Consider the following 13,927-nt stretch of genomic DNA (forward strand, 5'->3'; position numbering starts at 1 on the left):
GTGGGGTATCCGCGCAATCCGGGCACGGGCAAGGGGGTGTCGGGGGTACCGCGACAGCACGTCGCGGTACCGGCGCCGCGCGCGCCCCGTCCGGCACCGATTCGCGGCGCGACGGGGCCGTACCGGGTCGCGCCGCGCCCGGCACCCGTCCCGCGCCCCGTGCAGGCCGCCCGCCCGCTCGTACCCGCCCCGCACCCGCAGTACCGGGCGGTTCCCGCTCCGCGTAGGGCCGTGCCCGCCGCACCGCCGCGGCCGGTTCCGCACCAGCAGTGGTCGATGCCCGCCGCGGCGCCCTACCCGAGACCCACGACGCCCGCCTACCCGAGGCCGGGCACGGCCGGCGCACCCGGGAACCCGCAGCCCGCGGCACCGGCCTACCCGAGGCCCGGTGCCGCCGCATCCGGGTATCCGAGGCCCGGCTCGCCGGGGCCGGCGTACCCGTCGAGCCCGGCAGCGCCTGGACCGTTCGGGTCGCAGCCCGCCTGGGCGCCCGCGCCGCCGGTCCGCAGCGGCGGCGGTGGCGCCTGGATCGGGATCGTCCTCGTGGTGGTCGTGGTGCTCGTCGCGTTGATCCTCGGCATCGCCGTGGTCACGCTGAGCCGCCCCAGCGCCGACACGGGTGCGTACGGCACGACCACGACGACGGCGGCCGCCACGGTCACCACCGGAGAGACCACGACCACGACCACGGCCACCACGACCGGCATCACCACGACCAGTGCGACCGCGGGTCCGCGCGGCTCCGGGACCCCCACGGGAACCGCCGCCCTGCAGGGCAACCCGCTCTTCGCGAACGCGACCACCGCGCTGCCCCTGCAGGCCTGCACGGCGGCGGGCTGGCCGTCGAGCACCGCGGCGGCGCAGCGCTTCTTCGCCAGCGTGACCCCGTGCCTGGAGCAGGCGTGGCGCCCCGTCGTCCAAGGCGCCGGGCTGCAGTTCCGGGCACCGTCGGTGCTGGTGCCGTCCGGGAGCCGGATCTCCTCTCCGTGCGGAGTCACCGATCTCGACACCGAGGACGTGGCGGCCTTCTACTGCTCGTCGAACGAGACCCTGTACATGCCCCCGCAGGGGCTCGACGCCGACCGCTACGGCGACCAGCCCGTGATCTACCTCGCCGTCTTCGCGCACGAGTACGGGCACCACGTCCAGATGATCAGCGGCATCCTCAGCGCCGGCAAACGACTGGAGCGGCAGTACGGCCGCAGCACCGAGAGCGGCCTCGAGGCGTCGCGACGCGTCGAGCTCGAAGCGCAGTGCTTCAGTGGCCTGTTCATCCGCTCGGTCACCGACACCGGGGGCCAGTTCACCTCCGGTGACTACCGCACCGTCTACGCGAACCAGAAGCGGGGCGACAAGCCGGGCAATCCGCGCGATCACGGCACCGACGCGCACTACCAGAACTGGTGGAACACGGGGTACCAGACCAATCGCGTCGCGCGGTGCAACACCTGGACCGCGGCCTCCGGCGACGTCTCGTGATCGCCTCCCCGCCCCGCGGAAGCGGCTCGCATGCGCTGACTAGAATCGTGGGGTGACTACAGAGCCGCTGAACGCCGCCCCGGCCGAGCCGGGAAACCGACCGGTCGACCGTCTCCCCGCCGCCTGGGAGCCCGGCGCGGTAGAGGCGGACATCTACGCGGGGTGGGTGAACGCCGGGTACTTCACCGCGGACAACACCTCGCCCAAACCCGCCTTCTCGGTGGTCCTCCCGCCCCCCAACGTGACCGGCAGCCTCCATCTCGGCCACGCCCTCGACCAGACGATCACCGATGCGCTGTGCCGCCGCAAGCGCATGCAGGGCTTCGAGGTGCTGTGGCTTCCGGGTACCGACCACGCCGGCATCGCCACCCAGTCGCTCGTCGAGAAGCAGCTGGCCGCCGAGGGCACAGACCGGCGCGAACTCGGCCGCGAGGCGTTCCTCGAGCGAGCGTGGGCCTTCAAGGAGGCCAGCCACGGCAACATCACCGGCCAGATGCGCCGCATCGGCGTGGGCGTCGACTGGTCGCGCGAGCGCTTCACCATGGACGAGGGGCTCTCGCGCGCCGTCCAGACGATCTTCAAGCAGCTCTACGACGCGGGCCTGATCTACCGGGCCGAGCGCCTCGTCAACTGGTCGCCCGTCCTGCAGACCGGCATCTCCGACCTCGAGGTCGACCACAAGGAGGTCGACGGTGAGCTCGTCTCCTTCCGGTACGGGTCCTTGAGTGACGACGAGCCGCACATCGTCTGCGCCACCACCCGGCTGGAGACGATGCTCGGCGACACCGCGATCGCCGTCCACCCCGACGACGAGCGGTACCGCCACCTGGTGGGCACCACCCTGGAGCACCCCTTCCTCGACCGTCGCATCCCCGTCGTGGCCGACGACTACGTCGACCCCGAGTTCGGCTCCGGCGCCGTGAAGATCACCCCTGCGCACGACCCCAACGACTTCGCGCTCGGCCAGCGGCACGAGCTGCCGATGCCCACGATCATGGACGAGACCGCCCACATCGTCGGCACCGGAACGCAGTTCGACGGCCTCGACCGGTTCGCCGCGCGGAAGGCGATCCGTGACGCCCTCGCCGAGCAGGGCCGCATCGTCAAGGAGGTCCGGCCGTACCGGCACAGCGTCGGCCACAGCGAGCGCTCCGGCGAGCCGATCGAGCCGCGCCTGTCGATGCAGTGGTGGGTCAAGGTCGAGCAGCTGTCCAAGGCCGCGGGCGATGCCGTGCGGGACGGCGACACCGCCATCGTCCCCGAGTCGCTGGCGCCGCGGTTCTTCGACTGGGTCGACGAGATGCACGACTGGAACATCTCCCGCCAGCTGTGGTGGGGCCACCGCATCCCCGTCTGGTACGGCCCGGCCGATGCCGACGGCAATCGCGACGTGGTCTGCTGCGGCCCGGACGACGTGCCGCCCGCCGGCTACGAGCAGGATCCGGACGTTCTCGACACCTGGTTCAGCTCGGGCCTGTTCCCGTTCTCGACGATGGGCTGGCCCGATTCCACCGCCGACCTGGCGAAGTTCTACCCGACGTCCACGCTGGTCACGGGCTACGACATCATCTTCTTCTGGGTCGCCCGGATGATGATGTTCGGCACCTTCATCGGCGAGCAGCCGGGAGCCCCCGGCAAGGTGCCCTTCCACGAGGTGCTGCTGCACGGCCTGGTCCGCGACGAGTTCGGCAAGAAGATGTCGAAGTCGAAGGGCAACGGCATCGACCCGCTGGACTGGGTCGAGGAGTACGGTGCCGACGCGCTGCGCTTCACCCTCGCCCGCGGCACCATTCCCGGCGCCGACCTCAACGTGGGTGCGGATGCGGCGGCGAGCAGCCGCAAGTTCGCCACCAAGCTGTTCAACGCCACGAAGCTGGCGCTGATGAACGACGCGCACGTCGGCGACCTGCCGGACCGCGCCGAGCTCACCGACGCCGACCGCTGGATCCTCGACCGGCTCGCCGCCGTCCAGGCCGAGGCCGACGCGGCGTTCGACGCCAACGAGCTCGGCAAGGCCTGCGAGGCGCTGTACCACTTCGCCTGGGACGAGCTGTGCGACTGGTACCTCGAGGTCGCCAAGCTGCAGCTGCAGGGCGAGGACGCCGCGGTCGCGGAGAACACCCGCCTCGTGCTGGGCCACGCCCTCGACATCGTCCTGCGGATGCTGCACCCGACGATGCCCTTCGTGACCGAGGTGCTGTGGAAGGCCCTGACCGGCGGCACTTCGCTGGTGATCGCGGACTGGCCGGCGCGCGACTGGGCGCCCGCCGAGATCCCCGCCGACGGTGTCGAATCCGCGCGCCGGTTCGCCGACCTGCAGCGCCTGGTCACCGAGATCCGCCGCTTCCGCAGCGACCAGCTGCTCAAGCCGGGCCAGCGGGTCGCCGCGCGGCTCACCGGACTCGACGAGGCCGGCCTGACGGCGCTCGCCGCCGCCGCGGCGAGCCTGTGCCGGCTCACCCCGCCGGAGGACGGCTTCGCCGCCACCGCCTCGCTCGAGGTCCGGCTGGTGGGGGGCACGGTCACCGTCGAGCTGGACACGTCCGGCACCGTCGACCTGGGGGCTGAGCGGGCGCGCCTGGAGAAGGACCTCAAGGCGGCGCAGAAGGAGCTCGACGGGACCACCGCCAAGCTCGGCAACGAGGCCTTCCTCGCCAAGGCGCCCGACGCCGTCGTCGACAAGATCCGCACGCGGCAGACCGTCGCGCAGGAGGAGGTCGAACGGTTGACGGCCCGGATCGTGCAGCTCGGCGGGGGCGCCGCGTGACGGTGCCCGCGTACGCCGCCGACCCGGACGACCTGGCCGAACTCGCCCAGGTCGAGGCGGAACTGGATCAGCGCTGGCCCGAGACGAAGATCGAGCCCTCGCTCACGCGGATCGCCGCGCTGATGCAGCTGCTCGGCTCCCCGCAGGACGCGTACCCGTCGATCCAGATCGCCGGCACCAACGGCAAGTCGTCGACGGCGCGGATGATCGACTCGCTGCTGCTGGCCTTCTCCCGCCGCACGGGCCGGATCACCAGCCCGCACCTGCAGCTCGCCACCGAGCGCATCGCGATCGACGGTGCCCCGATCACCGCGAGGCAGTACGTCGAGACCTATCGTGAGCTCGAGCCCTTCATCGAGCTGGTCGATCAGCAGTCCGAGGCCGCCGACGGCCCGCGGATGAGCAAGTTCGAGGTGCTCACCGCGATGGCCTTCGCCGCCTTCGCCGAGGCGCCCGTCGACGTGGCCGTCGTCGAGGTCGGGCTCGGGGGCACCTGGGACGCGACCAACGTGGTCACGGCGGAGGTCGCCGTCATCACCCCGATCGGCCTGGACCACGTCGAGATCCTCGGCCCCGACCTGGCGTCGATCGCGGGGGAGAAGGCGGGCATCGTCAAGCGCGCGCCCGAGCGGCTGATCCCCAAGGACACCGTGATGATCGTGGGCAAGCAGGAGCCCGCGGCGATGGACGTCCTGCTGCGCCGGGCCGTGGAGACCGACGCGGCCGTCGCGCGGGAGGGGTCCGAGTTCGCCGTGATCGAGCGCCGGGTGGCGGTGGGCGGCCAGCAGCTCACCCTGCAGGGCCTCGGCGGCGTCTACGACGACGTCTTCCTGCCGCTGCACGGCGAGCACCAGGCCAACAACGCCGCGGTGGCCCTGGCCGCCGTCGAGGCCTTCTTCGGCGCGGGCGCCGACCAGCAGCTCGACATCGATACCGTGCGCGAGGGTTTCGCGAAATCCGCCTCGCCCGGCCGGCTCGAGCGGGTCCGCAGCGCGCCGACGGTGCTCCTCGACGCCGCGCACAATCCGCACGGCGCACAGGCGCTCGCGCGGACCATCGAGACCGAGTTCGGTTTCCGCACCCTGATCGGCGTCGTGTCGGTGCTCGCGGACAAGGACGCTGTCGGCGTCCTCACCGCGCTCGAGCCCGTGCTCGACACCGTCGTCGTCACGCACAACGGCTCGCCGCGCGCGCTCGAGGTCGAGCGGCTCGCGGCGATCGCCGAGGAGATCTTCGGCGAGGACCGCGTGGTCACCTCGCCCACCATGGTCGACGCGGTGGAGACCGCCGTCGCGCTCGCCGACCAGGAATCCGACGACGAGGACGGCCCCGCGTCCGGGGTGGGCGTCCTCATCACCGGCTCGGTGGTCACCGCCGGCGTCGCGCGCTCGCTGTTCGGAAAGGAACCCCAGTGACGGGCACCCCCCCATCCACCCCCAGGTTCACTCCACCGCCCAAGGATCCGTGGAAGAGCTTCCGCGGCATCCTCTCCGGCACCCTGATCCTCGAGATGATCGTGATCCTGCTGGCGCTGCCCGTGGTGGTCCGGTTGTCGCCGGGGCTGTCCGGCCTCAAGATCGCGTACGTGCTGCTCGTCGCCGCCGCCTGCTTCGCGGGCTGCATGGTCGTGAAGAAGCCCTGGGCCATCCCCGCGTTCTGCGTCCTGCAGGTCGCCGTCATCGCGGGCTGGGTCGTGCACTGGGGGATCGGCGCGGTGGGCGTCGTCTTCGCCCTCGTGTGGGCGTACATCGTCTACATCGAGCGCGACGTGCGCAAGCGCATGGCCGAGGGGCGGCTGCCGGGGCAGGAGCCGATCACGGAGTGAGGCCGGTTACGCTGATGCCCGTGACTGAGCGGACTCTGATCCTCATCAAGCCCGACGGCGTGCGGCGCGGCCTCTCCGGGGAGATCCTGGCGCGCATCGAGCGGAAGGGCCTGACCATCGCGGCCCTCGAACTCAAGCACGTCTCGACCGAGGTGGCCGAGGGCCACTACGCCGAGCACAAGGAGAAGCCCTTCTTCGGCTCTCTGCTCGAGTTCATCACCTCCGGGCCCGTGGTGGCCGCGGTGCTGGAGGGGCCGCGCGCGATCGCGGCGTTCCGTCAGCTCGCCGGCGGGACCGACCCCGTCGAGAAGGCCGTGCCCGGCACCATCCGCGGCGACTTCGGCCTGGAGACCCAGGAGAACCTGGTGCACGGCTCCGACTCGCCCGAGTCGGCGGCGCGGGAGATCGCGCTCTGGTTTCCCGGTCTCTCCTGACCTGGCGGAACCTGTTCCAACCCCCTGATCCCACGGGCCCGCCCGCGCGAAATCGCGCGGCGCGGGCCCGATACTTTTCCGCACTGCGTGGGGCGTGTGGGATACTGGGCTCGGACGCACGTCGGCGCGCGCAACCGCGCAGCACCGACCGGCCCGGCTGGTTCCCAGAACGTCGAACCAGCGTGCGCCACGCACGAGACACGTGCAGACCTTGACAAACGTGGGGCGGTAGGAGAACTCCTTCGCCCGCACCACATGACACGCCCCCGCGTGGCCGCGACAGCATGTGATCGCGCCCGGGGGTCGGTAGGAGATATCGAGTGGCCGACAGCACGTCGCCGGAAGAACAGAACAACGAAGATCGGGAGGAGTTCCCGCAGAAGCTGCGCGTCCACGCGTTGGCGCGTCTGCTGGGGCTCACCAGCAAGGAGGTGCTCGCGCACCTCGGCGAGCTGGGCTTCGTCGCGCGCAGCGCGCATTCGAGCATCGATCGCACCGCCGCCGAGCGGGTGCGTGATCGCATCGCCGGGCCCGCGGCGGAACCGGAGGCAGAGGCCGCCGAGGCAGCGCCCGTGGAACCCGCCGAGTCGGCCCCGCCCGCGGACGCCGCTGTCGCGGATACCGCCACCGACGCCGCCGAGGCGACGGGCGAGCAGGCCGCCACCGAGGCCCCCCAGCCCGAGCAGGTGGCACCGGTCGCCGAGACGACCCCCTCGTTGTTCTCGGCCGCTGAGGTCGCCGAGCCGGTCGTCGTCGAGCAGGCGGCGCCGGCGTTCGACGCGACCGTGCCGCTGTTCCTGCAGCCCGAGCAGGTCGAGAAGCCGGCGCGCAGGGCCCGCGCACCCAAGACGCAGGACGCCGCGCCGGAGCCCGAGGTCGACGAGGCCCCCGAGGTCGCGCCGGCCGGCACCGACACCGAGGACCGGACCGGGGCCGGGAGCGACGCCGCCGAGCCGGCACCGTCGTCCGACCAGAACGGTGACGACGAGAACGGCGGCAACCGCCGCCGTCGTCGCGGCCGCCGGGGCCGGGGCCGCGGTCGCGGCGAGAACGCCGATGAGCAGGACGGTCAGGAGCAGGCGGAGGGCGACAAGGCCGACGAGGCCGCTCCGGCCGGGCAGGACGCGCCGACCGCCGCCGAGGACGAGACCACGGACGAGCAGAAGCCCGAGGAGGGCAAGGCCGACGAGGCATCGTCGGACGACGCGGACTCCGACGACGTCGAGGACGTCACCGACGGCGGTTCGCGCCGCCGGCGTCGCCGCCGCCGCCGGCGTGCCGGCGCGGGGGAGGACGGGGCGGAGGCCGAGTCCTCCGACGACCCGCCCAACACCGTCGTGCACGAGCGTGAGCCGCGGCAGCGGACGCGTCGCGACGAGGTGCGCGGCATCAGCGGCTCGACCCGCCTGGAGGCCAAGCGCCAGCGTCGCCGCGACGGCCGCGACACCGTGCGCCGCCGCCCGCCGATCCTCACCGAGTCCGAGTTCCTCGCCCGCCGCGAGGCCGTCGACCGCGTGATGGTCGTGCGCGAGCGCACCGGCGTCGGCCCGTCCGAGGGGCAGGACGGCCACACCGTGCCGCACCCGCAGGACTACACCCAGGTCGCCGTCCTCGAGGACGGCGTGCTCGTGGAGCACTTCGTCACGTCGTCGAGCTCTGCGTCGATGGTCGGCAACATCTACCTGGGCCGCGTGCAGAACGTGCTGCCCTCGATGGAGGCCGCCTTCGTCGACATCGGCCGCGGCCGCAACGGCGTGCTCTACGCAGGCGAGGTCAACTGGGACGCCGCCGGACTGGACGGCAACGCCCGCAAGATCGAGCAGGCCCTCAAGCCTGGCGACCAGGTGCTGGTGCAGGTCAGCAAGGACCCGGTGGGCCACAAGGGCGCCCGCCTCACCACGCAGATCTCGCTGGCCGGTCGCTTCCTGGTCTACGTGCCCGGCGGCGGCTCCGCCGGCATCTCGCGCAAGCTGCCCGACACGGAGCGCAAGCGACTCAAGGAGATCCTCAAGGAGATCGTCCCGGCGGACGCCGGCGTGATCATCCGTACCGCGTCCGAGGGCGTGAGCGCCGAGGAGCTCGCGGGCGACGTCGCGCGGCTGCAGGCGCAGTGGGCCGAGATCGAGGAGGCGTCCTCGCAGACGGGTGTCAAGGCGCTCTACGAGGAGCCGGACCTCCTGGTCAAGGTCGTGCGCGATCTGTTCAACGAGGACTTCAGCAAGCTCGTCATCGAGGGCGGCCGCGCCTGGGACACGGTCGAGAAGTACGTCTCCACCGTCGCGCCCGACCTGATGCCCCGCGTCGAGAAGTTCGAGAAGGCCCACGCCGACGCGCCGGACGTCTTCGCGACCTACCGCATCGACGAGCAGCTCGCCAAGGCGATGGACCGCAAGGTCTGGCTGCCCTCGGGCGGCACGCTGGTCATCGACCGGACCGAGGCCATGACGGTCGTCGACGTCAACACCGGCAAGTTCACCGGCGCCGGCGGCAACCTCGAGGAGACGGTCACCCGGAACAACCTCGAGGCGGCCGAGGAGATCGTGCGGCAGATGCGCCTGCGCGACATCGGCGGCATGATCGTCGTCGACTTCATCGACATGGTCCTCGAGTCCAACCGCGATCTGGTGCTGCGCCGCCTCACCGAGGCGCTCGGCCGCGATCGCACGCGGCACCAGGTCTCCGAGGTCACCTCGCTGGGGCTGGTTCAGATGACCCGCAAGCGGATCGGTACCGGTCTCGTCGAGGCCTTCTCCACGCCCTGCCAGGCGTGCGGGGGCCGCGGCATCATCGTCCACGACGCCCCCGTCGAGTCCTCGGGCGGCGGCGAGGACGGCGGCCGGTCCGGCGAGAAGTCGGAGGTCGCGGGGCGCAAGAAGCGCAAGCGCACCAAGTCCGACGGTGCCGCCCCGGCCCCGTCGGCCCCGCCCGTGGCCGTGAAGGAGCCCGTCGCGCACAAGGGCGAGCACCCGATGTTCCGGGCCATGGCCGCGCATCACGACGGCGACGCGCCCGTGCAGGAGACCGCGACCGAGGCCCCGGCCGAGGTGTCCGTCGTGGAGATCCCCGCCGCGGAGTCCCCGGTCGAGAACGCTCCCGTCGTGGAGGCTTCCGCCCCGACGGCCGAGGATCAGGCCGCGCCGGAGCCGGCCCCCGCGCCCGAGCCGGCGCCGGCGGTGGAGCCGGCCCCCGCGCCCGAGCCGGCGGCACCGTCGACGACGCGCCGCCGCCGGGTGGCGCGCAAGGCGCCCACGACCACGTCCGCGGCGCCGCAGACGATCGTCGTGGACCTCGCCGCTCCCGCGCCCGCCGCGCCGGTGCTCACCACCGTGGCGGTCGACGGTGCCGGCGCGTCCGTGGCGGAGCCGGCCCGCAAGCGCGCCCGTCGACGGGCCGCGGCTCGTCCTGCGGGGCCCGCTGCGGGCGGGCCCGAGAGTGGCGGTGCTGACAGGGCGGACCAGCCGGTTTGACCCTGCCGTCGGCATTCCCGTAACCTGGGAAGGTCGCTTTTCCGGCGGCGCGCTCGTGCGTGCGTGTTCCGGAGTACCCGCGTGATACGAGCCGCGCACCTGGCGCGCGCTGAACTACGAGATGTGTAAGAAGAGGTAAGCCCGAAGATGGCCACGTATGCGATCGTCAAGACCGGCGGCAAGCAGTACAAGGTCGCCGTCGGCGACCTGGTGAAGGTCGAGAAGATCGACGGTGAGGTCGGCAGCAGCGTTTCGCTGCCCGTCGCTCTGGTCGTCGACGGCGCGAATCTGACCACCGACGCCGCAGCCCTGGAGAAGATCTCCGTGACCGGTGAGGTCGTGGATCAGGTCAAGGGCCCGAAGATCCGGATCCACAAGTTCAAGAACAAGACCGGCTACCACAAGCGTCAGGGTCACCGGCAGAAGCTGACGGTCGTCAAGGTGACCGCGATCGCCTGACCGGCGAACCAGACAACGAACACCGTTTAGTACAGGAGTAGCCAGATGGCACACAAGAAGGGCGCGTCCAGCTCGCGCAACGGTCGTGATTCCAACGCCCAGCGACTGGGCGTCAAGCGGTTCGGTGGCCAGAAGGTCAGCGCCGGTGAGATCCTGGTCCGCCAGCGCGGCACCCACTTCCACCCCGGCGTCGGCGTCGGCCGCGGCGGCGACGACACCCTGTTCGCCCTCGCGGCGGGTGCGGTGGAGTTCGGCACCAAGCGTGGCCGCAAGACGGTCAACATCGTGCCGGTCGCTGCGGAGGCCTAGTCCCGCAGCACGTAGTACGAGTCTTTTCGAAGGCGGGCGAGGTCTCCACGTCGTGGGGCCCGCCCGCCTTCGGCTTTTCCGCCCGTGAGGGCACGTCGCCCGTGAGGGCCACATCGGTAGAAAGAGGTACATATGTCCAGGTTCGTCGACCGGGTGACGGTGCACGTCACGGCCGGTAACGGGGGCCACGGCTGCGCCTCGATCCACCGGGAGAAGTTCAAGCCGCTCGGCGGTCCCGACGGTGGCAACGGCGGCCGCGGCGGCTCCGTGATCCTCGAGGTCGACCCGCAGGTGCACACGCTGCTCGACTTCCACTTCCGGCCGCACCTCAAGGCCACCAACGGCAAGCCCGGCGAGGGCGGCAACCGCGAGGGCAAGTCCGGCCAGGACCTGATCCTCAAGGTGCCGGACGGCACCGTCGTCCTGGACACCGACGGCCGGATGCTGGCCGACCTCGTGGGCGCCGGGACCCGGTTCGACGCCGCCCAGGGCGGTCGCGGCGGACGCGGTAACGCGGCGCTCGTCTCGAAGGCGCGCAAGGCGCCCGGCTTCGCGCTGCTCGGCGAGGAGGGGCAGGTCCGTGACCTGGTCCTCGAGCTCAAGTCCGTCGCGGACGTCGGTCTGGTCGGCTTCCCGTCGGCGGGCAAGTCCTCGCTGGTCTCGGTGCTGTCCGCGGCGAAGCCGAAGATCGCCGACTACCCCTTCACGACGCTGGCGCCGAACCTCGGCGTGGTCTCGGCAGGGGAGACCACCTTCACCGTCGCCGACGTCCCGGGCCTGATCCCCGGCGCCTCGACGGGCCGCGGCCTCGGCCTGGACTTCCTGCGCCACCTCGAGCGCTGCGCCGTGCTCGCGCACGTCGTCGACTGCGCGACGCTCGAGCCCGGCCGCGATCCGGTGAGCGACGTCGACGCACTCGAGGCCGAGCTCGCTGCCTACCAGCCCGCTCTGGCGGCGGACACCGGCCTGGGCGAGCTGTCCGAGCGGCCCCGCATCGTCGTGCTCAACAAGGCCGACGTCCCGGACGCCGAGGAGCTCGCCGAGATGGTGCGCCCCGAGTTCGAGTCGCGCGGCTGGCCCGTCTTCGTGATCTCGGCGGTCGCGCACACCGGCCTGCGCGAGCTGACCTTCGCGCTGGCCGACCTGGTGCAGAAGTACCGCGCCGAGCGCGGCGCGCCCGTCACCCGGCGCCCCGTCATCCGGCCCATCGCGATCGACGAGTCCGGCTTCGAGGTCATCTCCGATCCCGAGCAGCCGGGCGGGTTCATCGTGCGCGGCCCGCGGCCGGAGCGGTGGATCAAGCAGACGCCGTTCGACAACGACGAGGCCGTCGGCTACCTGGCCGACCGCCTCAACCGCCTCGGCGTCGAGAAGGAACTGCTCAAGCTCGGTGCGGAGCCCGGCGCGCCGGTCACCATCGGCAACGTCTGCTTCAACTGGGAGCCCTCGCTCGGCACCATCGACGACGTGCCGGTCACCGGCCGCGGCACCGACATCCGGCTCGAGCAGAACGACCGGGTGGGCGCCGCCGAGCGGCGCCGCCAGCACGACATCCGTCGCGGTCTGGCGAGCGACGACGACGAGGACGACGAATGACGACGGTGCCCGTGCGCGGCGACCTGCTCGCGGGCGACATCCGCGGCGTCGTCGCGGGTGCCCGCAAGCTGGTCGTGAAGATCGGCAGCTCGGCGCTCACCGATCTCGAACACGGCCTCGCCTCCGACCGGCTCGACGCACTCACCGACGCGATCGTCGCGCGGCTCGACCGAGGGACCGAGGTCATCGTGGTCTCCTCCGGCGCGATCGGCGCCGGGATGGCGCCGCTCGGTCTCAAGCGCCGGCCGACGGACCTGGCCACCAAGCAGGCCGTCGCCTCCGTGGGGCAACTGCAGCTCGCGAACGCGTGGGGCGCCTCGTTCCGGCGCTACGACCGCATCGTCTCGCTCGTCCTGCTCACGGCCCACGACATCGGCCTGCGGGTGCACGCGGCGAACGCCCAGCGCACGCTGGACCGGCTCCGCACCCTCGGGGCCGTGCCGATCATCAACGAGAACGACGTGGTGGCCTCGAACGAGGTGCGCTTCGGTGACAACGACCGGCTCGCCGCGCTGGTGGCGCACCTGACCGGCGCCGATGCGCTGGTCCTGCTGTCGGACGTCGACGGGCTCTACGACGGTGACCCGCGCAAGGGCGACGCCGCGCTGATCGCCGCGGTCGACGGCCCGGAGGATCTCGACGGTGTCGTCGCCGGCTCGGGCGGGGCGCTCGGCACCGGCGGCATGGCGTCGAAGCTCTCCGCCGCGCGGCTCGCCGCGGACGCCGGCGTGCCCGTGCTCCTGACCGCTGCGGCGCTCGCCGACCGGGCGCTCGACGGTGCCGACGTGGGCACCGTCTTCCGGCCCCGGGCCGTGCGCCTCTCGGCGCGGCGGTTCTGGGTACGGCACGCGGCCGACGTGCACGGTGACGTGACGCTGGACGACGGTGCCGTCGCCGCGGTCGTGGACCGCCGCCGCTCCCTGCTCCCCGCCGGAGTGACGGCGGTGGCCGGGAGCTTCTCCGGGGGCGACGTGGTGAACCTGCGCGACCTGCGCGGCACCGTCCGGGCCCGCGGTGTGGTGGCCTACGACCACGTCGAACTCGAGATGATGCTCGGCCGCGACACCACGGACCTGCCGGAGGGCCTGCGCCGCCCCGTCGTCCACGCGGACGACCTGGTGCCCGTCCGCTAGACCTGGGCAGCGCCCTCGAGGTCGCGCCGGAGTGCCGCTTCGGAGGCCTTCACCGCCTGTACGGCGAAGGGCTCGATGAGCATCCCGAGCGCCTTCCCGGCGAGGCCGCCGGGGAGGTCGTAGGTGAACTCGACGGCGAGCTCGGTGTGATCGTCGTCGAGCGCGCGGAAGCGCCACCGGGACGTGGTGCGGAACCCGGCGATGGAGGTCAGCGTGATGAGCCGGTCCTCCTCGAACTCGGTCACCCGGACCACGGAGCCGATCTCCTTAGGGCCGATCTTCACCGCGGAGTCGTACGTCGCGCCGAGGCCGTAGTCCTTGTCGCCCTGCGGGATGAACCTGCTGATCCCGAAGAACCACTGCGGCACCGTCCGGTAGTCGGCGACGTGCGCGAAGGCGGTGCTCAGCGGCACGGCGGCGGTCGCGGTGTGGTTGATGGTGGTCATGATGCCTCCGGC

General features: G+C 72.2%; 11 protein-coding genes. 10 read left to right on the plus strand and 1 reads right to left on the minus strand.

Annotated elements, in window-relative coordinates; genetic code table 11:
• The 10 genes from AC21LY_RS19840 to proB all read left to right on the plus strand — a co-directional run bounded on the left by AC21LY_RS19840 (position 1) and on the right by proB (position 13,469).
• Positions 1–1,479, plus strand: a complete 1,479-nt coding sequence (locus AC21LY_RS19840; RefSeq protein ID WP_489048285.1) for a neutral zinc metallopeptidase — start codon at positions 1–3, stop codon at positions 1,477–1,479.
• A gap of 52 nt (positions 1,480–1,531) precedes the next feature.
• Positions 1,532–4,246, plus strand: a complete 2,715-nt coding sequence (locus tag AC21LY_RS19845) for a valine--tRNA ligase (RefSeq protein ID WP_489048286.1) — start codon at positions 1,532–1,534, stop codon at positions 4,244–4,246.
• Positions 4,243–5,661, plus strand: coding sequence for a bifunctional tetrahydrofolate synthase/dihydrofolate synthase (gene folC / locus AC21LY_RS19850; RefSeq protein ID WP_489048287.1), 1,419 nt, complete (start codon positions 4,243–4,245; stop codon positions 5,659–5,661). Before AC21LY_RS19845 ends, folC begins: the two co-directional genes overlap by 4 nt.
• Positions 5,658–6,071 carry a DUF4233 domain-containing protein gene (locus tag AC21LY_RS19855; protein WP_489048288.1) on the plus strand — a complete coding sequence of 138 codons (414 nt, stop codon included), beginning with the start codon at positions 5,658–5,660 and terminating at the stop codon, positions 6,069–6,071. Before folC ends, AC21LY_RS19855 begins: the two co-directional genes overlap by 4 nt.
• 20 nt (positions 6,072–6,091) lie before the next feature.
• On the plus strand, positions 6,092–6,505 hold the full coding sequence (ndk, locus tag AC21LY_RS19860; RefSeq protein ID WP_489048289.1) for a nucleoside-diphosphate kinase: 414 nt from the start codon (positions 6,092–6,094) through the stop codon (positions 6,503–6,505).
• A 320-nt stretch (positions 6,506–6,825) separates the two neighbouring features.
• Positions 6,826–9,972: a translation initiation factor IF-2 N-terminal domain-containing protein gene (locus tag AC21LY_RS19865; RefSeq protein WP_489048290.1), complete on the plus strand. Its 3,147-nt coding sequence runs from the start codon at positions 6,826–6,828 to the stop codon at positions 9,970–9,972.
• 147 nt (positions 9,973–10,119) lie between these two features.
• Positions 10,120–10,431: a 50S ribosomal protein L21 gene (gene rplU / locus AC21LY_RS19870; RefSeq protein ID WP_068524798.1), complete on the plus strand. Its 312-nt coding sequence runs from the start codon at positions 10,120–10,122 to the stop codon at positions 10,429–10,431.
• A 45-nt stretch (positions 10,432–10,476) separates the two neighbouring features.
• Entirely contained in the window at positions 10,477–10,740 is a 264-nt protein-coding gene (gene rpmA, locus AC21LY_RS19875; protein ID WP_146433193.1) for a 50S ribosomal protein L27, read from the plus strand.
• 132 nt (positions 10,741–10,872) lie between these two features.
• Positions 10,873–12,336, plus strand: a complete 1,464-nt coding sequence (obgE, locus tag AC21LY_RS19880; protein ID WP_489048291.1) for a GTPase ObgE — start codon at positions 10,873–10,875, stop codon at positions 12,334–12,336.
• On the plus strand, positions 12,333–13,469 hold the full coding sequence (proB, locus tag AC21LY_RS19885; RefSeq protein ID WP_489048292.1) for a glutamate 5-kinase: 1,137 nt from the start codon (positions 12,333–12,335) through the stop codon (positions 13,467–13,469). The genes obgE and proB overlap by 4 nt, the downstream gene beginning before the upstream one ends.
• Here the strand turns inward: proB and AC21LY_RS19890 are convergent.
• The gene (locus AC21LY_RS19890) at positions 13,466–13,915 is read right to left on the minus strand and encodes an SRPBCC family protein (protein WP_489048456.1); all 450 of its coding nucleotides are present in this window, start codon (positions 13,913–13,915) and stop codon (positions 13,466–13,468) included. The two genes, proB and AC21LY_RS19890, sit on opposite strands and share 4 nt — an antisense overlap.
• Positions 13,916–13,927: the final 12 nt, after the last annotated feature.

This window comes from Tsukamurella sp. II2bb (genome assembly GCF_057815145.1).